General features: G+C 62.4%; 18 protein-coding genes and 1 pseudogene. 10 read left to right on the top strand and 9 right to left on the bottom strand.

What is annotated here, in order from left to right; translation table 11 throughout:
• Nucleotides 1-279 precede the first annotated feature (279 nt).
• Both LOY31_RS26945 and LOY31_RS26940 read left to right on the top strand, forming a co-directional pair.
• Nucleotides 280-1,656 carry an L-serine ammonia-lyase gene (locus tag LOY31_RS26945; protein ID WP_007959754.1) on the top strand — a complete coding sequence of 459 codons (1,377 nt, stop codon included), beginning with the start codon at nt 280-282 and terminating at the stop codon, nt 1,654-1,656.
• A 524-nt stretch (nt 1,657-2,180) separates the two neighbouring features.
• Nucleotides 2,181-3,284 carry a GlxA family transcriptional regulator gene (locus LOY31_RS26940; RefSeq protein WP_007959756.1) on the top strand — a complete coding sequence of 368 codons (1,104 nt, stop codon included), beginning with the start codon at nt 2,181-2,183 and terminating at the stop codon, nt 3,282-3,284.
• Between the two features lie 78 nt (nt 3,285-3,362).
• Here LOY31_RS26940 and LOY31_RS26935 read toward each other — a convergent pair whose 3' ends face one another.
• The 6 genes from LOY31_RS26935 to choX form a co-directional block, all read right to left on the bottom strand.
• Entirely contained in the window at nt 3,363-3,623 is a 261-nt protein-coding gene (locus tag LOY31_RS26935; protein ID WP_007959758.1) for a hypothetical protein, read from the bottom strand.
• A gap of 358 nt (nt 3,624-3,981) precedes the next feature.
• Nucleotides 3,982-5,145 (bottom strand): gamma-butyrobetaine dioxygenase, encoded by a 1,164-nt coding sequence (locus tag LOY31_RS26930; RefSeq protein ID WP_258712477.1) that lies wholly within the window; start codon nt 5,143-5,145, stop codon nt 3,982-3,984.
• Nucleotides 5,146-5,169: 24 nt separating this feature from the next.
• The gene (locus tag LOY31_RS26925) at nt 5,170-5,646 is read right to left on the bottom strand and encodes a thioesterase family protein (RefSeq protein WP_064380221.1); all 477 of its coding nucleotides are present in this window, start codon (nt 5,644-5,646) and stop codon (nt 5,170-5,172) included.
• A 125-nt stretch (nt 5,647-5,771) separates the two neighbouring features.
• The gene (locus tag LOY31_RS26920) at nt 5,772-6,737 is read right to left on the bottom strand and encodes an L-carnitine dehydrogenase (protein ID WP_007959763.1); all 966 of its coding nucleotides are present in this window, start codon (nt 6,735-6,737) and stop codon (nt 5,772-5,774) included.
• Between the two features lie 141 nt (nt 6,738-6,878).
• Complete coding sequence (locus LOY31_RS26915) at nt 6,879-7,766, bottom strand: 3-keto-5-aminohexanoate cleavage protein (protein ID WP_064380223.1); 888 nt, start codon at nt 7,764-7,766, stop codon at nt 6,879-6,881.
• Nucleotides 7,767-7,841: 75 nt separating this feature from the next.
• Nucleotides 7,842-8,786: a choline ABC transporter substrate-binding protein gene (gene choX, locus LOY31_RS26910; RefSeq protein ID WP_169432236.1), complete on the bottom strand. Its 945-nt coding sequence runs from the start codon at nt 8,784-8,786 to the stop codon at nt 7,842-7,844.
• 193 nt (nt 8,787-8,979) lie between these two features.
• Between choX and LOY31_RS26905 the strand changes: the two genes are divergently transcribed.
• The gene (locus tag LOY31_RS26905; RefSeq protein WP_011336294.1) at nt 8,980-9,924 is read left to right on the top strand and encodes a GlxA family transcriptional regulator; all 945 of its coding nucleotides are present in this window, start codon (nt 8,980-8,982) and stop codon (nt 9,922-9,924) included.
• A gap of 68 nt (nt 9,925-9,992) precedes the next feature.
• Entirely contained in the window at nt 9,993-11,165 is a 1,173-nt protein-coding gene (locus LOY31_RS26900; protein WP_258712476.1) for an ATP-binding protein, read from the top strand.
• On the opposite strand, the gene LOY31_RS26895 is transcribed toward LOY31_RS26900, so the two are convergent.
• The 3 genes and pseudogenes from LOY31_RS26895 to LOY31_RS26885 all read right to left on the bottom strand — a co-directional run bounded on the left by LOY31_RS26895 (nt 11,166) and on the right by LOY31_RS26885 (nt 12,251).
• Nucleotides 11,166-11,582: a DUF3010 family protein gene (locus LOY31_RS26895; protein WP_258712475.1), complete on the bottom strand. Its 417-nt coding sequence runs from the start codon at nt 11,580-11,582 to the stop codon at nt 11,166-11,168. It abuts the gene before it with no gap.
• A gap of 32 nt (nt 11,583-11,614) precedes the next feature.
• Nucleotides 11,615-11,833: pseudogene (locus LOY31_RS26890) on the bottom strand (helix-turn-helix domain-containing protein); the annotation flags it as partial.
• A 16-nt stretch (nt 11,834-11,849) separates the two neighbouring features.
• Nucleotides 11,850-12,251 (bottom strand): lysozyme inhibitor LprI family protein, encoded by a 402-nt coding sequence (locus tag LOY31_RS26885; RefSeq protein WP_039768003.1) that lies wholly within the window; start codon nt 12,249-12,251, stop codon nt 11,850-11,852.
• A 234-nt stretch (nt 12,252-12,485) separates the two neighbouring features.
• On the opposite strand from LOY31_RS26885, the gene LOY31_RS26880 reads away from it, so the two are divergent.
• From LOY31_RS26880 to LOY31_RS26855, 6 genes are all read left to right on the top strand, one after another.
• Entirely contained in the window at nt 12,486-13,463 is a 978-nt protein-coding gene (locus tag LOY31_RS26880) for a dipeptidase (protein WP_007959776.1), read from the top strand.
• Between the two features lie 77 nt (nt 13,464-13,540).
• A complete protein-coding gene (locus LOY31_RS26875) occupies nt 13,541-14,071 on the top strand; it encodes a DUF5943 domain-containing protein (RefSeq protein ID WP_253417936.1) in 531 nt (176 codons plus the stop codon).
• Nucleotides 14,072-14,086: 15 nt separating this feature from the next.
• Complete coding sequence (dgcA, locus tag LOY31_RS26870; RefSeq protein WP_011336289.1) at nt 14,087-16,147, top strand: dimethylglycine demethylation protein DgcA; 2,061 nt, start codon at nt 14,087-14,089, stop codon at nt 16,145-16,147.
• Nucleotides 16,148-16,306: 159 nt separating this feature from the next.
• Entirely contained in the window at nt 16,307-18,256 is a 1,950-nt protein-coding gene (dgcB, locus tag LOY31_RS26865) for a dimethylglycine demethylation protein DgcB (RefSeq protein WP_085608911.1), read from the top strand.
• Nucleotides 18,256-19,476, top strand: a complete 1,221-nt coding sequence (locus tag LOY31_RS26860; protein WP_258712474.1) for an electron transfer flavoprotein subunit alpha/FixB family protein — start codon at nt 18,256-18,258, stop codon at nt 19,474-19,476. Before dgcB ends, LOY31_RS26860 begins: the two co-directional genes overlap by 1 nt.
• Before the next feature lie 9 nt (nt 19,477-19,485).
• Nucleotides 19,486-20,256, top strand: coding sequence for an electron transfer flavoprotein subunit beta (locus LOY31_RS26855; RefSeq protein WP_064380237.1), 771 nt, complete (start codon nt 19,486-19,488; stop codon nt 20,254-20,256).
• Nucleotides 20,257-20,470: the final 214 nt, after the last annotated feature.

The following is a 20,470-nucleotide window of genomic DNA, read 5'->3' as shown; positions in this document are numbered from 1 at the left end:
TGCGTCGTATCCAGTACAGGGATGGTCGCATCCAGTGTCAGTGACGTCGTTTACAGCTTTTTTCTGCCCTGTCTGGCCATCTGAACCGCATAAAAACGGCGAAAACACGGGCTGAAACCGGCACGGCGTTAGTGGGCATGAGTGCGTCGGTGTCAGACGCCGAGCGACCCGGGAAAAGCCCGATGATGCGGGCATTCCGGCGGATCGCAGCTTGAGCGTAGCAGCTCCGCCAGCGGGCGCTTCACGCCCCGGACCGGCACTCTCAGGAGCTCTGCAGCAATGGCTATCAGCGTTTTCGACCTGTTCAAAATCGGCATTGGCCCTTCCAGTTCCCACACCGTCGGGCCCATGCGCGCCGCCGCCCTGTTCGTCGAGTCGTTGCGCGACAAACATCTACTGGAGCAGGTGCGTCGCATCGAGGTGCAGTTGTTCGGTTCGCTGTCGGCCACTGGTGTCGGTCATGGCAGCGACAACGCGGTGATCATGGGTCTGATGGGCGAGTGGCCGGACGCGATCGACCCGTCGCAGATCGGCCCGCGGATCCAGGCCCTGCGTGAAACCCACACGCTGTTGCTCGACGGTCGTTTGTCGGTGCCCTTTATATGGGGCCGCGACATGCGCCTGATCGACGAGAACCTGCCGTTCCATCCCAACGCCATGACCCTGGTTGCCGAAGGCGATCACGGCGAGCTGCATCGCGACACCTACTATTCGGTCGGCGGTGGTTTTGTGGTGGACGAGGCGCAGGCCTCCAGCGGCGTGGTGGATCTGGATCGCACCGAGTTGCCTTACGACTTTTCCAGCGCGGTGGAGCTGCTGGAGCTGTGCAAGACCCACAACCTGCGCGTGGCCGAATTGATGATGGCCAACGAGAAGGTCTGGCGCAGCGAGGAAGAAATCCGCGCCGGCCTGATGAAACTCTGGCGGGCGATGCAGGATTGCGTCGAGCAGGGCCTCAAGCACGAAGGCATCCTGCCCGGCGGCCTCAACGTGCGCCGCCGCGCGGCGAAGTTGCACCGCAGCCTTCAGGAATTGAACAAGCCCAATGTGATCGGCTCGACCCTCAGCGCGATGGAGTGGGTCAACCTGTTCGCCCTCGCGGTGAACGAGGAAAACGCTGCTGGCGGACGCATGGTCACGGCGCCCACCAATGGCGCGGCGGGGATCATTCCGGCGGTGCTGCATTACTTCATGAAATTCAGCGAGGCAGTGACCGACGCCAACGTGGTCGATTACTTCCTCGGGGCGGCGGCGGTGGGGATTCTGTGCAAGAAGAACGCTTCGATTTCCGGCGCTGAAGTCGGCTGTCAGGGTGAAGTCGGTTCGGCTTGTGCGATGGCGGCGGCAGGGCTAGCGGAAATCCTTGGCGCGAGTCCCGAGCAGTTGTGCAACGCGGCGGAAATCGGCCTGGAACACAACCTGGGTCTGACCTGCGACCCGGTGGGCGGCCTGGTGCAAGTGCCGTGCATCGAGCGCAATGCGATTGCGGCGGTGAAGGCGATCAACGCGGCGCAGATGGCCTTGCGCGGGGACGGTCAGCACTTTATTTCGCTGGACCGGGTGATCCGCACCATGCGCGATACCGGCGCCGACATGCATGACAAATATAAAGAGACATCGCGGGGCGGGTTGGCGGTCAGCGCGGTGGAGTGCTGATACCCAGTTGCCTCCTATCGCCAGCAGGCTGGCTCCCACACTGGATTTGCGGCGTTCGCAAAAACTGTGGGAGCCAGCCTGCTGGCGATGAAGCCGGACCAGTCAAAACTGCGCGTTAAGTGCACACCGGAATCAAAACGCGCCACCTTTTGGCGCGTCGCTATCAGATAAGAGTCTTTCCCACCTCCAGCGCCTGATTTGCAGGCGCTACCGTCCGTCACCCGTGCCTGCGGTGACACTGTAGGACAATCGTGCGCAGGCCAGTTCCCACAAGTGCTACCGATTTGCTCACACGCATCGGAGCAGGGCATTCGCGGCCGCTGATGGCACTTCGAATTACCTTTGGTCGGGGCGCTTGTATAGACGCGTCGCGACGTCGTTTTCAGGAGTTATTGAACAGCCATTCAAATTTAGGCATGGCAATTGCTCTGTCATAACAAAGCCCGTCTCACGCAAGAGAACGATGGCAATAACAAGAGCCTCCGCCTGAGGCCATCACCCGCTTTGTGTGAGGAGATACCGCGATGACGTCGTTCAACTCCGGGGCTCAACCCCAGAACCGTGCGCCTCAATCCATCGGCTTTCTGCTGCTGGACAATTTCACGCTGATTTCCCTGGCTTCCGCAGTCGAACCGCTGCGCATGGCCAACCAGTTGTCCGGTCGCGAGCTGTATCGCTGGACCACCCTCACCGTTGATGGCGGCCAGGTCTGGGCCAGTGACGGTCTGCAGATCACCCCCGACGCCTCCATGCACAAAGCCCCGGCCCTCGACACCATCATCGTGTGCGGCGGGATCGGCATTCAACGCACCGTTACCCGTGAACACGTCTCGTGGCTGCAAAGCCAGGCGCGTCAGTCGCGACGCCTCGGCGCCGTGTGCACCGGCAGCTGGGCCCTGGCCTGCGCCGGCCTGCTCGACGGCTTCGATTGCAGCGTGCACTGGGAATGTCTGGCAGCGATGCAGGAAGCTTTCCCGCGCGTCGCGATGAGCACCCGTCTGTTCACCCTGGACCGTAACCGTTTCACCAGCTCCGGCGGTACTGCGCCACTGGACATGATGCTGCACCTGATCAGCCGCGATCATGGTCGTGAACTGTCCGCCGCGATCTCCGAGATGTTCGTCTACGAACGCATCCGCAACGAGCAGGATCACCAGCGTGTGCCGCTCAAGCACATGCTCGGCACCAACCAGCCGAAACTGCAGGAAATCGTCGCGCTGATGGAAGCCAACCTGGAAGAGCCGATCGACCTCGACGAACTGGCGGTGTACGTCGCCGTGTCCCGTCGCCAGCTCGAGCGCCTGTTCCAGAAATACCTGCACTGTTCGCCGTCGCGCTACTACCTCAAGTTGCGCCTGATCCGCGCGCGACAGCTGCTGAAGCAGACGCCAATGTCGATCATCGAAGTGGCGTCGGTCTGCGGGTTCGTGTCGACACCGCACTTCTCCAAGTGCTACCGCGAATACTTCGGCATTCCGCCGCGTGACGAGCGCGTGGGCTCCAACACCACCCAGCAGGTGGCGATGATGCCGCTGCCGCAAGCCATCGTGATGTCGCCGTTGTCAGGGCCGATGTCGGCGTTGAGCCAGGCACGCAACGAGTCGACTTTCGCCAGCGTGCGTCTCTAAAACGAAAGATCGCAGCCTGCGACAGCGCCTTCAGGAAAGGCACTGTCGCAGGCTGCGATCTTTTTTTTCGGTCAGATGTCAGGCGCGGGTTTGCTGATACTGCGCCAGGGCCGGCAGCAACTGCTTGTCGATGGCTTCGCGCACGGTCGGCTGAATGCTCGCGCTGCTGGTGTACATCTGCTTGACCATGGTGCGCAGCGTGTTGGCCCGCACATCGTCCAGCCCCCGCACCGCGCACTCGCAGGCCTGCTGGGCGGTGGAGCCCGACGGTACTTCGAATCCCAACGACTTGAGCTGGCCCAACAGGTCTTCCTGATCGATCAAATCGGCATACATCATGACGCGAGTCCTTCTTCGGCAACGGAGGTCGTGGCTCGATTCTGGTAGGCATGCCCAGGCACGGCAAGGGCGATTTGTCGCAGTGTCCACATTGGCTATGAGCATGTCGTTTTCGGCTAACTTGCCGGCAAGGGGAGTGGGCACACTGGACCCAGCTCGCTTCACGAAGGTTTGGTCACCCTCGCCACGGCAGCTCCTCAACAGTACCCTCGCCCCGATCCTGTCACGGCTTGTATCGGGGCTTTTTTTGCCTGTGTGTCAGGTAAATCGAGGTGCATTCATCGCCAGCAGGCTGGCTCCCACATTGAAATGCGCTCTTTGTGGGAGCCAGCCTGCTGGCGATGAACGATGACGCGGTTTAGCGCTGCAACACTAGAATCCGCGACAACAACTCATCCCGGTCGATGTAGCAGCCCTGAAAATGCCGGGCCCCGGTGGCCGGGTCGAACGCATTGCGCGCGTGCAGGGTGCGGCGGTTGTCGAAGCACCACAGCTCGCCCGGATTGAGCCGCTGCATCACCCGGAAGCGTGGCTCGCGGGTCATGGCGATGAAGCGCCGGTAAGCGCGATACAGCAAGGGCATTTGCTCCACAGACGTGTCGAACGCCCCGCGCAGAAAGTTGGCCATGCGGATTTCCGCGACCCGGCCCAACGCGTCCAGGGCGATGACCGGCGCCAGGCAGCGGTAGTCGCTGTGGCGGTCCTTGTTGCGAAACTCCACCGGGATCTCGCACAGCGCCTGAAACGACGATGGATCTTCCTGACGCAACGCTTCGGCAATCGCAAAACCGTCGACGAAAATGCTCTCGCCACCCTCGGCGTCGTTCACCAGGCAATGCAGAAATTGCAGCCCCGGTTGCAGCTCGCGGGTCGGCAGATCCGAGTGCAAGGGCAGGTTGAAAGCGGTGTAGGCATTGCTGTCGGCGTCGGCCTTGGATTGCACGTTGAACAGCACGCCGAAGTTGCTCTCGCGGATGAACGAAATACGCTGGGCGATCAGCTTCAGCGAACCGGGTTCGGTGGGTACGCCGCGCACCTGGGTCAGGCCGATGTCGCGTACCGCGAGCAACCATTGCAGCAGTGCGGCGTTGTCGTTCATCAGGGCTGAATAGTCGAACACCGGCAACTGCAAATCGCTGCGCCACAGGAAGGGTTTCGGCTTGGCGGCGAGGCGCTCGGCGCGGGATTCGTCGTCATAGGCATGGGCTCGCAGCCAGCCTGCGTCGAAGCGGCTGAGGTGGCTGTCCTGCCAGTCGATGCGCAGGCAGCCATCGGTGTCGATGTGCGCGGCGGAGGGCGACAGATCCTGCGCCGCATCGACGATCTCGAACACCTGCTCGCGGGTGACGCTGTAGACGCAGTGCGGACACGGACAGTTGTCGCGCAGCCACACGTGGTGAAACGGGCTGACACGCCCGTCGGCCCATTCGATCAGGACGCGATCCGCCAGGTTCTGCACGCCGTTCAGCGCGCTGATCAACGGATAAGTACGGAAATCGGCAACTGCAGCGGCGGTGTGCATGGCGGCTCCTTGCGATGGATGAATTTACCGGGCTGGGGGCAGGGCGATGACCCGGCCGATGTAAGCAGGTGCGGGCAGGTCGGCCTGCTCGGCGACGATGGCTTGCAGACGGCCCAGGGTGTCCGGGGTAAACGGCGCGGAACGCGGCCCGGCGAGGTCGACGTGCAGCAGCATCTGTTCATTGCCGGCCAGTTCCTTGTCACCGCCAGCCAGGTGCAGGCTGTGATAGAGGTGCAGGCGTTTCTGGTCGTGGCCGATGATCTGCGTGCGCACTTCGACTTCGGCATCGAGCTTCACTTCGTGCAGATAGTTGAGGTGCAGTTCGAGGGTGAACAGCGAGTGACCGCTGGCTTCGCGATTGTTGCTGTCCATGCCGAGACGATCCATCAGGGCGTCGGTGGCGTAGCTGAAAATCAGCAGATAGAAGGCGTCGCGTAGGTGGCCGTTGTAGTCGACCCAGTCGGGGATGATGCGGGTTTGGTAGGTGGTGAGGGTGGGCATATTTTCTCCTGATGCGATCGTTCCCACGCTCTGCGTGGGAACGCCTCCTGTGACGCTCTGCGTCACGCTTCTGGGACGCAGAGCGTCCCGGGCTGCATTCCCACGCAAAGCGTGGGAACGATCGATTACTCGCTGAAACTCATTCCATGCTTTTCTTTCGTGGTCTTCACCGCCTCAAGCACCGCCAGCAAGCAATCATCACGATAGCGCTCCAGCGCCGAAATACTGTGCCGGCCCAGTTGATCGCTGGTGCCATCCACCACATCGTCGATCAACTTGTCGGTCAGTTCCGGTGCCGGCAGGTACGTCCACGGCAACTGCAGCGCCGGGCCGAACTGCGACATGAAGTGGCGCATACCGGCATCGCCACCGGCCAGGGTGTAGGTCAAGAACGTTCCCATGAACGACCAGCGCAGACCGGCGCCAAAGCGGATTGCATCATCGATCTCACCCGTGGTCGCCACGCCGTCGTTGACCAGATGCAGCGCCTCACGCCACAGCGCTTCGAGCAGGCGGTCGGCGATGAAGCCCGGCACTTCCTTGCGCACATGCAGCGGGCGCATGCCGAGGGATTCGTAGACTTTCATCGCCGCTTGAACCGCTTCCGGCGCGGTGTTCTTGCCGCCGACCACTTCCACCAATGGCAGCAGGTAAACCGGGTTGAACGGGTGACCGACCACGCAGCGTTCCGGGTGGGTCGAACTCTCGTAGAACTCACTCGGCAACAGGCCGGAAGTGCTGGAACCGATCAACGCATTCGGTTTGGCCGCCGCGCTGATTTTGCTGTGCAGCTCCAGTTTCAGTTCGAGGCGTTCCGGGGCGCTTTCCTGGATGAAGTCCGCATCGCGCACGCATTCTTCAATGGTCGCGACAAAGCGCAGGCGATCCTGCGAAGCGCCCGGCGCCAGACCGTTTTTCTCCAGTGCGCCCCAGGCGTTGGCCACGCGTTTGCGCAGCGCCGCTTCGGCACCCGGCGCCGGGTCCCAGGCCACCACGTCAAGGCCGTGGGCGAGGGCGCGGGCGACCCAGCCGCTGCCGATGACGCCGCTGCCCAGTGCTGCGAAGGTTTTGATTTCGGTGATAAAGCTCATGGTGATTTCCTAGGCAAATTCGGTGATTCCCTGTGGGAGCGAGCTTGCTCGCGAATGCGGCGGCATTGCTGATGAAGATGCTTCGGATGTACCAGCCTCTTCGCGAGCAAGCTCGCTCCCACAGGGTTTGATGTGTGGCCGTCAGCCGCGCTGGGTCAGGCCCATTTTCTTGCGACCTTCAGCCGGGGTCAGCACGCGGGCGCCGAGGCGGCTGAGGATCTCGGTGGCGCGTTCGACCAGTTGGCCGTTGGTCGCGAGCACGCCTTTGTCCAGCCACAGGTTGTCTTCCAGGCCGACCCGCACGTTGCCGCCAAGCAGCACCGCTTGCGCGGCCATCGGCATCTGCATCCGGCCGATGCCGAAACCCGCCCACACCGCGTCGGCAGGCAGGTTGTCGACCATGGCTTTCATGGTGGTAGTGTCGGCCGGCGCGCCCCACGGGATGCCCAGGCACAGCTGGAACAGTGGGTTGTCGAGCAAGCCTTCCTTGATCATCTGTTTGGCGAACCACAGGTGGCCGGTGTCGAAAATCTCCAGCTCCGCCTTCACGCCCAGCTCGGTGATGCGCTTGGCACCAGCCCGCAGCTGGGCCGGGGTGGAGACGTAAATGGTGTCGCCGTCGCCGAAGTTCAGGGTGCCGCAATCCAGGGTGCAGATTTCCGGCAGCAATTCTTCGACATGGGCGAGGCGGGTCAGCGGGCCGACCAGATCGGTGTTCGGGCCGAACTCCATCGGGTTCTCGCCCGGGCCGATTTCCAGGTCGCCGCCCATGCCGGCGGTGAGGTTGACGATGATGTCGACGTCGGCTTCGCGGATGCGCTCCATGACTTCGCGGTACAGCGCCACGTCGCGGCTGAACTTGCCGGTCTGCGGGTCACGGACGTGGCAGTGCACGACCGTGGCGCCGGCCTTGGCCGCTTCTACTGCGGCTGCGGCGATCTGTTTCGGGGTGACCGGCACGTGAGGGCTCTTGGCGGTCGTGTCGCCAGCACCGGTGAGTGCGCAGGTGATGATGACGTCGTGGTTCATGGTGCGTTTTCCTTCAGGCGTGATGGGTCTGTTCGCAGCCCGTGGCGGGCTGCGAAGTGGTTCGTTCGATGCGGTTTATTTGCTGGTGAGCTGGAGGTTTTCAGCCGCCGGTTTGCCATCGAAAGTGGTGACGCCTTCGAGCCAGCGCTGTTTGTCCTGCGGGTGATCCTTGAGCCATTGTTTGGCCGATTCGAAAGCATCCTTGTGATCGAGCAGCGGCTGCATCATCCGGCTCTCGTCTTCGGCGGTGAACGTCAGGTTGCTCAGCAGGCGGCTGACGTTCGGGCATTGTTCGGCGTATTTCGGCGCGGTGACGGTCCACACGGTAGCCATGCCTTCGTTCGGGCCGAGGGCGTCATCGCTGCCGGTCAGATAGGTCATCTGCACGTTGACGTTCATCGGGTGCGGTGCCCAGCCGAAGAACACCACGGCTTCCTTGCGGCGCACGGCGCGATCGACGGCGGCGAGCATGCCGGCCTCGCTGGATTCGACGAGCTGGAACTTGCCGAGGCCGAACTGGTTTTTGGCGATCATCGCCTTGATCTGGGTGTTGGCGCCCGAGCCTGGCTCGATGCCGTAGATCTTGCCGCCCAGTTCTTTCTCGAACTTGGCGATATCGGCGAAGGTTTTCAGACCCTTGTCCGCCAGATAAGTCGGCACGGCGAGGGTAGCGCGGGCGTCCTTGAGGCTCGGGGCCTGGAGTACCTTGACCTGGTTGGCGTCGACGAACGGGGTGATGGTCTGGGTCATCAGCGGGTTCCAGTAGCCGAGGAACAGATCCAGGCGCTGGTCGCGGATGCCGGCGAAGACGATTTGCTGAGAGGCGCTGGTCTGTTTGGTGCTGTACCCGAGGCCATCGAGCAGAACCTGGGCCATCGCACTGGTGGCGATCACGTCGGTCCAGTTCACCACGCCCATGCGCACGTTCTGACACGATGCGGAATCGGCCGCCATGACACTGGCGCTTAAAAACGCGGTACCGCTGAGTGCGAGAACACAGCTGCTGATCAGTCGTTTCATGTCGGGTTCCTCGGCAGGTCGTTATTGTGGGTTCCGGCATCTGTCGTGCCGGTGATGCTCAAATTACGCAGCAATGCCCCCGCAAAAACGCACTGCGGCGACCAGCTCTTGCACTGCAGCGACCTGTGCTCTTGAATGCCGCCGACAACTGGCGTATCAACGTTGCACGCTACCCGCTAACCGAGTGCGCGCCATGTCCCAGGATTTCTACTTTCTGTTGATGCCGGGTTTTTCCGCCATCGGTTTCATCTCTGCGATCGAACCGCTGCGAGTGGCCAACCGCTTTCGCGGCGAGCTGTACCGCTGGCACGTCTTGAGCGCCGATGGCGGGGCGGTGCTGGCGAGTAACGGGATGTCGGTCAACGCCGACGCGGCGCTGGAGCCGCTGAAAAAAGGGGCGACGCTGCTGGTGGTCGCCGGCTTCGAACCACTGAAGTTCGCCACCCCGGCGCTGGAGCACTGGCTGCGACGGCTGGACAACGAAGGCGTGACCCTCGGCGCCATCGACACCGGCAGCTTCGTCCTTGCCGAGGCAGGCCTGCTCGATGGTCATCGCCTGACCCTGCACTGGGAAGCCATCGACGCCTTCAAGGAATCTTATCCACAGCTCAGCGTCACCCAGGAGCTGTTCGAGATCGACCGTCGACGCATCACGTCTGCCGGCGGCACCGCGTCCATCGACCTGATGCTCGACCTGATCGCCCAGGCCCACGGCCCGCAACTGGCGATCCAGGTCAGCGAGCAGTTTGTATTGGGGCGGATTCGTCCGCGCAAGGACCACCAGCGCATGGAAGTCGCCACGCGTTACGGCATCAGCAACAAGAAGCTGGTGCATGTGATTGGCGAGATGGAACAGCACAGCGAACCGCCGCTGACTACCCTGGAACTGGCGGAGTCGATCAAGGTGACGCGGCGGCAACTGGAGCGCCTGTTTCGCCTGCACCTGAACGACACGCCGAGCAATTTCTATCTGCGCTTGAGACTGGAAAAGGCCCGGCAGCTGTTGCGCCAGACCGACATGAGCGTGCTCGAAGTCAGCATCGCCTGCGGGTTTGAATCACCGTCGTATTTCACCCGAAGCTACCGGGCGAAGTTTGCCCGGTGTCCGCGAGAGGATCGGCGACGGGAGGCCGTTTGACGGACGATTATAGTTAATTATACTTTGCGGTATAAATTACAGTCGTTTGAATAATTGAGTGTAAAACCATGTCCAGAAACAACGGCTTCGTCTTCCGCCGCCCCGCTCTGGCCCGCAGCGTTGCCGATGGTCTGGTGGGTGCGGGTCTGCAGGATTTCACCTCCGGCCTTTTTCTGGCAGCGCCGCGTCGCACCGGCAAAAGTACCTTTCTGCGCGAGGATCTGATCCCGGAATGCCAGTCCCGAGGCTGGCTGACGGTCTACGTCGACCTGTGGGCCGACAAGGAAAAAGACCCTGCTGACTTGATCGCCAGTGCCATTGCAGGCGCGTTGGTCCCCTTTGAAAAGGGCATCCGCAAACTGGCGAAGAATATCGGCATCGAAAAACTCAGCTTTCTGCGCACCTTGTCCTGGGATTTCACCAAGCCGCAACTGCCGGCGGGCGCGACCCTGACGCAAGCGCTGGAACTGCTCCACAGTGCCGCTGAAAAATCCGTAGTGCTGGTGATCGATGAGGCCCAGCACGCGCTCACCACCGCCGCGGGGATCAACGCGATGTTTGCCCTTAAGGCAGCGCGGGATCAGCTCAACCAGGGGCGTGAAGGCGAGGGCAGCGGTTTGCATCTGGTGTTCACCGGTTCCAATCGCGACAAACTCGCGCACCTGGTGCTGGGCAAGAGCCAACCGTTCTTCGGCTCGAGCATCACGCCCTTTCCGCTGTTGGGAAAAGAGTTCACCCAGGCGTACACCTTGCACCTCAACGCCCATCTGGCCGAAACCAATCAGTTCAGTGCGGCCGATATCGACGACGCCTTTGAGTTGGTGGGGCGGCGCCCGGAAATGTTGCGCACCATCATCGGCGAAGTCGCGCTGGAGCTGGGTGAGGCCAGCAATCTGGGGCAGCTGCTGCAAAGCCGTGCCGAATTGTTGCGCGCAGGCGTGTGGACCGAGTTCGAAAGCGCCTGGAACGCGCTGACCATCCCTCAGCGCGCTGTGCTGGAAGTGATGGTGGAGCGCTCACAGAACAACGAGCCTTTTGCACCGTTCACTGACAGCACGCTCACGGCGGTCAGCAAGGCGCTGGAAAACCTGGGCAGCGACGTGGTGCCGGGCACCCAGACCATTCAGGCCTGCATCGATGCCCTGCGTGACAAGGAGCTGGTGTGGAAGTCGAGCCGTGGGGGCTATGCGCTGGAAGACAAGTCCTTCGGCGACTGGCTGAGCGCACGCAAAGCGCGCTAGTTACTTCTTCACCAATGCCGAGCACGCTGCCTTGTAGGCTTCATGCTGATACTTGTTCAGCGTGCCCGGCAGCTCAAAGTTGTGCTTCTTGGCCTGGGCATTGATCGTCTGCGGCGACAGCAGCGTCACCTCGCAACCGTCCAGCAACTGAAACACGCCCTCGATCTTGAACGTGGTCGGCCCACCGGCAAACTCGCCCTTCTTGCTGCGCTTCTTTATCGCGATGCGATCAATCGAGTTTTCCCGTATGAACGACGCCACTTGAGCGGCGAACAGCTTCACGTTGGCCGCCTCGTCGTCATCGTCCAGCGCGATTTTCTTGGTGTTCAGAGCGACATGGCTCAGCACCGAACCGTCGAGGGACGCCACGGCGATGATCGCTTCACTGCCTTTGATTTCGATACCGCAGATGTTCATGTGAATCCCTTGATTGGCTGAAGAGGTGCAGCTTACAGCTCAAGCTGGTTGGCGGTGATACCAAGCGCCGCTGCAATCTTTTCGCGAGTGGCCTTGCGCGGCTTTGCAACGGTTTCCTGCTGGGCGAAGGCTGGCTGCGAAATGCCCATGCGTTTCGCCACTTCTTCCTGAGTCAGGTTGAGATGTTCGCGCCAGGCGCGAACCGGGAGGGCGCCGTCAACGATGCGGCTAACGACTTCGTGCGGAATCATGCTTTCCATCTTCAACTCACTCCTGTCCGATCGACTCCAAAAACTCCGACCGCTCGTCACTCATCCGCGCCACGCAGTCATTCTGCGCAATCTTGAACGCCTTGCTGCCGTCCGTCGCCGGGAAGGCTTCGACGGCGCAGTCGGCGTCGCGGGTTTTCAGCCATTGTTGCTGGGCGGCCTTGAGTTTGGCGGTGATGTCGGCCAGTTGTGCCGGGTTCTTGCCGTAGGCCGTCTGCATGCGCTCGTTCAGGCTGGCGTAGTTGTCCTTGAGCAGGTCCTCGGCGGTGGTGCGGCTGTAGGTCGAGCATTCCAGGGTCTGGATGTCGTTTTCCACCGCGTCGCACGGGTTGTTGTCGGACTCTTCGGCGGCGTGTACGCCGGTCGCAATCAGGGCCAGGGCCAGGAAGATCGATTTCATTGATGTCGCCGCTCTAATCCAGTGGTGTTTCCGGGATGCGGCAGATTCTGGCTCAAGCTCGCGGGCTTGAACAGGTGGCCGGTCGGACCGGTTGGCGACCCTTTGTCGCGGATTGACGCTTTCGGCAATTCCCCTGTCGTTTTTGCACCCGGCTGGTCGCGCACCGAGGCATATGCTGGCCCCAAAGCGCCGGCAGACGATTCGGCGCATGAATCGCCAATAAGGGGACGCCTGATGAGCCCAGCCGAATTACACGCCGACAGCATCGTTATCGACGGTCTGATCATTGCCAAATGGAACCGCGAGCTGTTCGAAGACATGCGCAAGGGCGGTCTGACGGCGGCCAACTGCACCGTGTCGGTGTGGGAGGGCTTTCAGGCCACGGTCAACAACATCGCCGCCAGCCAGAAACTGATTCGTGAAAACAGCGACCTGGTGATCCCCGTCCGCACCACCGCCGACATCCGCAAGGCCAAGGAGCAGGGCAAGACCGGCATCCTCTTCGGCTTCCAGAACGCCCACGCGTTCGAAGACCAGATCGGCTATGTCGAGGTGTTCAAGCAGCTCGGCGTCGGCATCGTGCAGATGTGCTACAACACCCAGAATCTGGTGGGCACCGGTTGCTACGAACGAGACGGCGGCCTGTCGGGTTTCGGTCGCGAAATCGTCGCCGAGATGAACCGCGTCGGTGTCATGTGCGACCTGTCCCACGTCGGCTCCAAGACTTCCGAAGAAGTCATCCTCGAATCGAAAAAACCGGTCTGCTATTCCCACTGCCTGCCGTCGGGGCTGAAAGAACACCCGCGCAACAAGTCCGATGAAGAGCTTAAGTTTATTGCTGACCACGGCGGTTTCGTCGGCGTGACCATGTTCGCGCCGTTCCTGGCCAAGGGCATCGATTCGACCATCGACGACTACGCCGAAGCCATCGAATACACCATGAACATCGTCGGCGAAGACGCCATCGGCATCGGCACCGACTTCACCCAGGGTCACGGTCAGGACTTCTTCGAATACCTGACCCACGACAAGGGCTACGCCCGCCGTCTGACCAACTTCGGCAAGATCATCAACCCGCTGGGCATCCGCACCGTCGGCGAGTTCCCGAACCTGACCGAAACCCTGCTCAAGCGCGGCCACTCCGAACGAGTCGTGCGCAAGATCATGGGCGAGAACTGGGTCAACGTCCTCAAGGACGTCTGGGGCGAGTAAGCCGCCGCTTCCCGAATACTTTCCCCCGGCCGTCCGCGCCGGGGGCAACACCAAAATTTTTCTGGAGTTAAGTTTCCATGGCCAAGATCGCCCCGCAATTGCCAATCGAAGTCGACAGCGAGACCGGTGTCTGGACCTCCGACGCCCTGCCGATGCTGTACGTGCCACGGCATTTCTTCGTCAACAACCACATGGGCATCGAGGAAGTGCTGGGCGCTGACGCCTATGCCGAGATCCTCTACAAGGCCGGCTACAAATCCGCCTGGCACTGGTGTGAAAAAGAAGCCGAGTGCCACGGCCTGGAAGGCGTCGCGGTGTTCGAGCACTACATGAAGCGCCTGTCGCAGCGCGGCTGGGGCCTGTTCAAGATCCAGGACATCGACCTCTACAAAGGCACCGCCAGCGTCAAGCTCGAACACTCGGCGTTCGTCTACGTCTACGGCAAAGTCGGGCGCAAGGTCGACTACATGTTCACCGGCTGGTTTGCCGGTGCCATGGACCAGATCCTCGCCGCTCGCGGCAGCAAGATCCGCACCGTGGCCGAGCAGGTCTACGGTGGCTCCGAAGAAGGCCACGACGACGGCCTGTTCACCGTCAAGCCGTTGTAAGTCGAGGAACCCGCCATGGCTTTCGAAGCAATGTTCCAGCCGATCCAGATCGGCAAACTGACCATCCGCAACCGCGTGCTCAGCACCGCGCACGCCGAGGTCTACGCGACCGACGGCGGCATGACCACCGAACGGTACGTCAAATATTACGAAGAGAAAGCCAAGGGCGGCATCGGCCTGGCGATCTGTGGCGGTTCGTCCGTGGTGGCGATCGACAGCCCGCAGCAATGGTGGAGTTCGGTGAACCTGTCCACCGACCGGATCATCCCGCACTTCCAGAATCTCGCCGACGCCATGCACAAGCACGGCGCCAAGATCATGATCCAGATTACCCACATGGGCCGTCGCTCCCGTTGGGACGGTTTCCACTGGCCGACCCTGATGTCGCCGTCGGGCATCCGCGAACCGGTGCACCGCGCCACCTGCAAGACCATCGAGCCGGAAGAGATCTGGCGGGTGATCGGCAACTACGCGCAAGCCGCGCGCCGCGCCAAGGCCGGTGGCCTGGACGGTGTTGAACTGTCGGCCGTGCACCAGCACATGATCGACCAGTTCTGGAGCCCGCGCGTCAACAAGCGGACCGACGAATGGGGCGGCACTTTCGAGGGCCGGATGAAGTTCGGTCTGGAAGTTTTGAAAGCCGTGCGCGCCGAGGTCGGTGACGACTTCTGTGTCGGCATGCGCATCTGCGGCGACGAGTTCCACCCGGACGGTCTGTCCCACGAAGACATGAAGCAGATCGCCAAATATTACGACGACACCGGCATGCTCGATTTCATCGGCGTCGTCGGCTCGGGTTGCGACACCCACAACACCCTGGCCAACGTGATTCCGAACATGAGTTATCCGCCGGAGCCGTTCCTGCACCTGGCGGCGGGGATCAAGGAAGTGGTCAAGGTTCCGGTGCTGCACGCGCAGAACATCAAGGACCCGAACCAGGCCACGCGGATTCTGGAGGGCGGTTACGTCGACATGGTCGGCATGACCCGCGCCCACATCGCCGACCCGCACCTGATCGCCAAGATCAAGATGGGCCAGATCGACCAGATCAAGCAGTGCGTCGGCGCCAACTACTGCATCGACCGTCAGTATCAAGGTCTGGACGTGCTGTGCATCCAGAACGCCGCGACCTCCCGTGAATACATGGGCGTGCCGCACATCATCGAGAAATCCACCGGGCCGAAACGCAAGGTGGTGATCGTCGGTGCCGGCCCGGCGGGGATGGAAGCGGCCCGTGTGGCAGCCGAACGTGGCCACGACGTGACCCTGTTTGAGAAGAAGGAGTTCATCGGCGGGCAGATCACCACCGCATCGAAAGCGCCGCAGCGTGACCAGATTGCCGGTATCACTCGCTGGTTCCAGCTGGAGCTGGCGCGGCTGAAAGTCGACCTGCGTCTGGGCACTGCGGCGGACGCCGACACCATCATGGATCTGCGTCCGGACATCGTGGTGCTGGCGGTCGGCGGTCACCCGTACCTGGAACAGAACGAACACTGGGGCGCCGCCGAAGGGCTGGTGGTCAGCAGCTGGGACGTGCTCGACGGCAAGGTTGCGCCGGGCAAGAACGTGCTGGTCTACGACACCATCTGCGAGTTCACCGGGATGTCGGTGGCCGACTTCCTCGCCGACAAGGGCAGCCAGGTCGAGATCGTCACCGACGACATCAAGCCGGGCGTGGCCATCGGCGGTACGTCGTTCCCGACCTACTACCGCAGCATGTACCCGAAAGAAGTGATCATGACCGGCGACATGATGCTGGAGAAGGTCTACCGCGAAGGCGACAAACTCGTCGCCGTGCTGGAGAACGAATACACCGGCGCCAAAGAGGAGCGGGTGGTGGATCAGGTGGTCGTCGAGAACGGCGTGCGCCCGGATGAAGAAATCTACTACGCCCTCAAGGACGGCTCGCGCAACAAGGGCCAGATCGACGTCGAGGCGCTGTTCGCGATCCAGCCGCAACCTTCGTTGAGCAGCACCGGCGACGGTTACTTGCTGTTCCGCATCGGTGACTGCGTGGCGCAGCGTAATACCCATGCTGCGATCTATGACGCCCTGCGGTTGTGCAAAGACTTCTAAACGCTGATGGACTGATCGTTCCCACGCTCTGCGTGGGAATGCAGCCCGGGACGCTCCGCGTCCCAAAGCGGACGCAGAGCGTCCATTGAGGCATTCCCACGCAGAGCGTGGGAACGATCGTCACGTGTTTCTCCAGGCTGTACTGGTGGGAGCTTCACCATGTTGAACACCCTTCTTCCAATCCTGTTGTTCGCAGCCCTGGCCCTCGCGGTGCTGGGGGCGTTGCGGCGGGTGGCCATGTGGCGCCGGGGCCGGGCCTCGAAGGTCGATCTGATCGGCGGCCTGTTCGCCATGCCCAAGCGTTACATGGTCGATCTGCACCACGTGGTGGCGCGGGACAAATACATCGCCAACACCCACGTCGCCACGGCGGGCGGTGCGGTGGCGTCGATCGTGCTGGCGATTCTGGTGCACGGTTTCGGCCTGCATAACCGGATCCTCGGCTACGCGTTACTGCTGATGACGGCGGTGATGTTCGTCGGGGCGATCTTCGTTTATCGGCGCCGGCTCAACCCGCCGTCGCGGCTGTCGAAAGGCCCGTGGATGCGCCTGCCGAAAAGCCTGCTGGCGTTCTCGGCCTCGTTCTTCCTGGTGACCTTGCCGGTGGCCGGGATCCTGCCGGAGAACTTCGGCGGCTGGATGCTTGCAGCGATTCTCGGTATCGGTGTGCTGTGGGGCGTGTCGGAACTGTTCTTCGGCATGACCTGGGGCGGCCCGATGAAACACGCCTTCGCCGGTGCCCTGCACCTGGCCTGGCACCGTCGCGCCGAACGTTTTGGTGGCGGCCGTTCCACCGGTTTGAAACCGCTGGACCTGAATGATCCGACCGCGCCGCTGGGCGTGGAGAAACCCAAGGATTTCACCTGGAACCAGTTGCTCGGCTTCGACGCCTGCGTGCAGTGCGGCAAGTGCGAAGCCGCGTGCCCGGCATTCGCCGCCGGCCAGCCGCTGAACCCGAAAAAGCTGATTCAGGACATGGTCGTCGGCCTCGCCGGCGGCACCGATGCCAAGTTCGCCGGCAGCCCTTATCCGGGGAAACCTGTGGGTGAGCACAGCGGCAATCCGCATCAACCGATTGTCAACGGCCTGGTCGACGCCGAAACCTTGTGGTCGTGCACCACCTGCCGCGCCTGCGTCGAGGAATGCCCGATGATGATCGAGCACGTCGATGCCATCGTCGACATGCGCCGGCACCTGACCCTGGAAAAAGGTGCGACCCCGAACAAGGGCGCCGAAGTCCTGGAAAACCTGATTGCCACCGACAACCCTGGCGGTTTCGCTCCGGGCGGGCGGATGAACTGGGCGGCGGACCTGAACCTCAATCTGCTCAGCGAGAAGAAGTCCACCGACGTGCTGTTCTGGGTTGGCGACGGTGCCTTCGACATGCGCAACCAGCGCACTCTGCGCGCGTTCGTCAAAGTGCTGAAAGCGGCCAAGGTCGACTTCGCGGTGCTCGGTCTGGAAGAACGCGACAGCGGCGACGTGGCCCGACGTCTGGGTGACGAAGCGACTTTCCAGTTGCTCGCCAAACGCAACATCCAGACCCTGGCCAAATACAGCTTCAACCGCATCGTCACCTGCGATCCGCACAGTTTCCACGTGCTGAAAAACGAGTACGGCGCGTTCGATGGCAACTACCTCGTGCAGCACCACAGCACTTACCTGGCGGAAATCATCCAGGCCGGCGCGCTGAACCTCGGTCAGCACAAAGGCAACAGCGTGACCTATCACGATCCTTGCTACCTCGGCCGTTACAACGGCGAGTACGAGGCGCCGCGCGAAGTGCTGCGCGCCCTCGGCATCGAGATCAAGGAAATGCAACGTTCCGGCTTCCGTTCACGCTGCTGCGGCGGCGGTGGCGGGGCGCCGATCACCGACATTCCGGGCAAGCAGCGGATCCCCGACATGCGCATGGAGGACATCCGCGAGACCGGTGCCGAACTGGTGGCCGTCGGTTGTCCACAGTGCACGGCGATGCTCGAAGGCGTGGTCGAACCGCGTCCGCTGATCAAGGACATCGCCGAACTGGTGGCCGACGCGCTGCTCGAAGACGCCGCGCCGAACAAGCCTGCCACCCCGGCCAAACGTGAACCTGCGGAGGCCCACTGATGAGCGACATTATCCGCCGCGACCCCCGCGCCGAATGGATCGCACGCAACCGCCTGCACCCGCTGCACGCGGCCATGCAACCGGCGCAACACAGCTGGATGGGCCCTAACGGGATCATCCGCAAGAACCTGCACGGCATCGGTTTCATCGGGCCGAACGGCCTCAAGCGCATCGACCGTAGCGGCGCCCAGCAGGGCGGGGCGGTCAAGCGCTCGGCTGCGGTCGAAGTGCAATTGCCGCTGCATCAGGTGCCGGCCCCGGCGTTCTATATCAGCGTGGTGCCGGACATGGTCGGCGGCCGCTTGAGCAGCCACGACCGCGATCTGCTTGGCCTTGCTCATCAACTGGCCGGCAGCGACGGCGCGGTATTGGCTGTGGTGTTCGGCGAGCACAAGGAAAACGCTTTCGCCACCGCAGGCGTTGACCGCTTGCTGGTGCTGGAAGGTGAAGAATTCAGTGGTTATGCACCGGAACAACGGATCCAGGGCCTGCGGGCTGTGGATAACCAGTTCAACCCGCGTCACTGGCTGCTGCCGGACAGCCGCAGCGGTGGCGGCGAACTCGGTCGACGCTTTGCTGCTGCATTGGGCGAGCGCCCGGCGACGCGGGTGTGGCAGGTCAAGGATCAGGAGTGCATCGGCCGCGCCGGTGCCGGGTTGCAGGATCTTGCCCGCCCGGTGGCGCGTTTGATTCTGGCGTCCGCCGAATGCGCGGAACCGGTCAGCGAAACCCGTCACGAAGCGCTGCCGGTGGAGTTATCCACACCTGTCGCGCGCAGCCTGTCGCGGATCGAGGATCTGGGTGCGGTGGCGGTGGACCCTGCAGCGATTCCGATGGCCGAAGCCGAGTTCATTTTCTCCGGCGGCAACGGGGTCAAGGACTGGGAGCTTTTCCACAGGACCGCCGGCGCCCTCGGTGCCACCGAAGGCGCTTCGCGGGTGGCGGTGGACGATGGCTTCATGGCCCGCGACCGTCAGGTCGGCGCGTCCGGCACCTGGGTCACCGCGCGGGTTTACGTGGCCGTGGGGATTTCCGGGGCGATCCAGCACCTGCAAGGCATCGGTGCCTGCGACAAGGTGGTGGCGATCAACCTCGATCCGGGTTGCGACATGATCAAGCGTGCCGACCTGTCGGTGATCGGCGAAAGCGCGGAAATTCTTCAGGCCTTGATCGCGGCGGTAGAGGCTTACCGCAACGAAGCCAAGCGCGATGCGGCTTAAGGAACGGTTATGAGCACAAAGATCATCAGTCTGGTTTCAATCGGCGCCCACCCGACCTCCGGCCGCCCGCGCCGCGCCGATCAGGACGCCCGCGCGGTGGAACTCGGCCTGCAACTGGCAGGGGATAACCTGCAAGTGCTGCACGCCGGCGATATCGCGGAACCGGCGCTGCGCGCCTATCTGGGCATGGGGCTTGCGCAGATGCATGTGCTGGAACAACCGGCCGGTGCCGACGCGTTGCCGGCGTTGACCGAGTATCTGCGTGATGCCGGCGCACAGGTCGTGTTGACCGGCAGCCAGGCGGAAACCGGCGAGGGTTCGGGGATGCTGCCGTTCCTGCTGGCCGAAGGGCTGGGTTGGCCGCTGGTGGTGGGTCTGGCGCAGGTCGAGTCGATCAACGACGGTTCGGCACTGGTGCTGCAAGCGTTGCCCCGTGGGCAGCGCCGCCGGTTGAAGGTGCGCCTGCCGTTTCTGGCGACTGTGGATAACGCTGCGCCCAAGCCTCGGCAGAGTGCTTACGGCCCGGCGCGGCGTGGAGCTCTTCAGGCTAAAGACGTGGAAGTGGTGGATGACGAATTGCTGGCGGTGGCGACCCTGCAACCGGCCAAGCCTCGGCCGAAACGCTTGAAGGTGATCAAGGCCAAGAGCGGGGCGGACCGGATGAAGGCGGCTACGGCCAAGGCCAGTGGGGGTGGTGGGCAAGTCCTAAAAGGCGTGACGGCGCAGGCCGGTGCGGAAGCCATTCTCAAGCTGCTGATCGAAGAAGGTGTTGTCCGCTGAAACCTTTGTTGACCCTCTCCCTTCGGGAGAGGGCGCTTTACCCACAATCCCTGTTGGCGGATCTGTGGATAACGTGTTCGCCCCTCCCTGAATCCCACGCCAATCAAGCCCTCCAGCCCTCAGATCAAAAAACAACCAGCCTAACTCTCGGTTTTTACGAGCTTTTTCCCCAGAACAATTCCCGGACTTGCCCCCAATCTCTGTTGGCGCTTCT

It is taken from the genome of Pseudomonas sp. B21-021 (assembly GCF_024749205.1).
Classification (GTDB): domain Bacteria; phylum Pseudomonadota; class Gammaproteobacteria; order Pseudomonadales; family Pseudomonadaceae; genus Aquipseudomonas; species Aquipseudomonas paraglycinae.
This window is presented reverse-complemented; position numbering and strand designations above follow the sequence as displayed.

Excerpts from the sequence above, each read along its gene's own strand:
- LOY31_RS26945 (WP_007959754.1), top strand. The coding sequence starts at position 280 with ATGGCTATCAGCGTTTTCGACCTGTTCAAAATCGGCATTGGCCCTTCC.
- LOY31_RS26940 (WP_007959756.1), top strand. The coding sequence starts at position 2,181 with ATGACGTCGTTCAACTCCGGGGCTCAACCCCAGAACCGTGCGCCTCAA.
- LOY31_RS26935 (WP_007959758.1), bottom strand. The coding sequence starts at position 3,623 with ATGATGTATGCCGATTTGATCGATCAGGAAGACCTGTTGGGCCAGCTC.
- LOY31_RS26930 (WP_258712477.1), bottom strand. The coding sequence starts at position 5,145 with ATGCACACCGCCGCTGCAGTTGCCGATTTCCGTACTTATCCGTTGATC.
- LOY31_RS26925 (WP_064380221.1), bottom strand. The coding sequence starts at position 5,646 with ATGCCCACCCTCACCACCTACCAAACCCGCATCATCCCCGACTGGGTC.
- LOY31_RS26920 (WP_007959763.1), bottom strand. The coding sequence starts at position 6,737 with ATGAGCTTTATCACCGAAATCAAAACCTTCGCAGCACTGGGCAGCGGC.
- LOY31_RS26915 (WP_064380223.1), bottom strand. The coding sequence starts at position 7,766 with ATGAACCACGACGTCATCATCACCTGCGCACTCACCGGTGCTGGCGAC.
- choX (WP_169432236.1), bottom strand. The coding sequence starts at position 8,786 with ATGAAACGACTGATCAGCAGCTGTGTTCTCGCACTCAGCGGTACCGCG.
- LOY31_RS26905 (WP_011336294.1), top strand. The coding sequence starts at position 8,980 with ATGTCCCAGGATTTCTACTTTCTGTTGATGCCGGGTTTTTCCGCCATC.
- LOY31_RS26900 (WP_258712476.1), top strand. The coding sequence starts at position 9,993 with ATGTCCAGAAACAACGGCTTCGTCTTCCGCCGCCCCGCTCTGGCCCGC.
- LOY31_RS26895 (WP_258712475.1), bottom strand. The coding sequence starts at position 11,582 with ATGAACATCTGCGGTATCGAAATCAAAGGCAGTGAAGCGATCATCGCC.
- LOY31_RS26885 (WP_039768003.1), bottom strand. The coding sequence starts at position 12,251 with ATGAAATCGATCTTCCTGGCCCTGGCCCTGATTGCGACCGGCGTACAC.
- LOY31_RS26880 (WP_007959776.1), top strand. The coding sequence starts at position 12,486 with ATGAGCCCAGCCGAATTACACGCCGACAGCATCGTTATCGACGGTCTG.
- LOY31_RS26875 (WP_253417936.1), top strand. The coding sequence starts at position 13,541 with ATGGCCAAGATCGCCCCGCAATTGCCAATCGAAGTCGACAGCGAGACC.
- dgcA (WP_011336289.1), top strand. The coding sequence starts at position 14,087 with ATGGCTTTCGAAGCAATGTTCCAGCCGATCCAGATCGGCAAACTGACC.
- dgcB (WP_085608911.1), top strand. The coding sequence starts at position 16,307 with ATGTTGAACACCCTTCTTCCAATCCTGTTGTTCGCAGCCCTGGCCCTC.
- LOY31_RS26860 (WP_258712474.1), top strand. The coding sequence starts at position 18,256 with ATGAGCGACATTATCCGCCGCGACCCCCGCGCCGAATGGATCGCACGC.
- LOY31_RS26855 (WP_064380237.1), top strand. The coding sequence starts at position 19,486 with ATGAGCACAAAGATCATCAGTCTGGTTTCAATCGGCGCCCACCCGACC.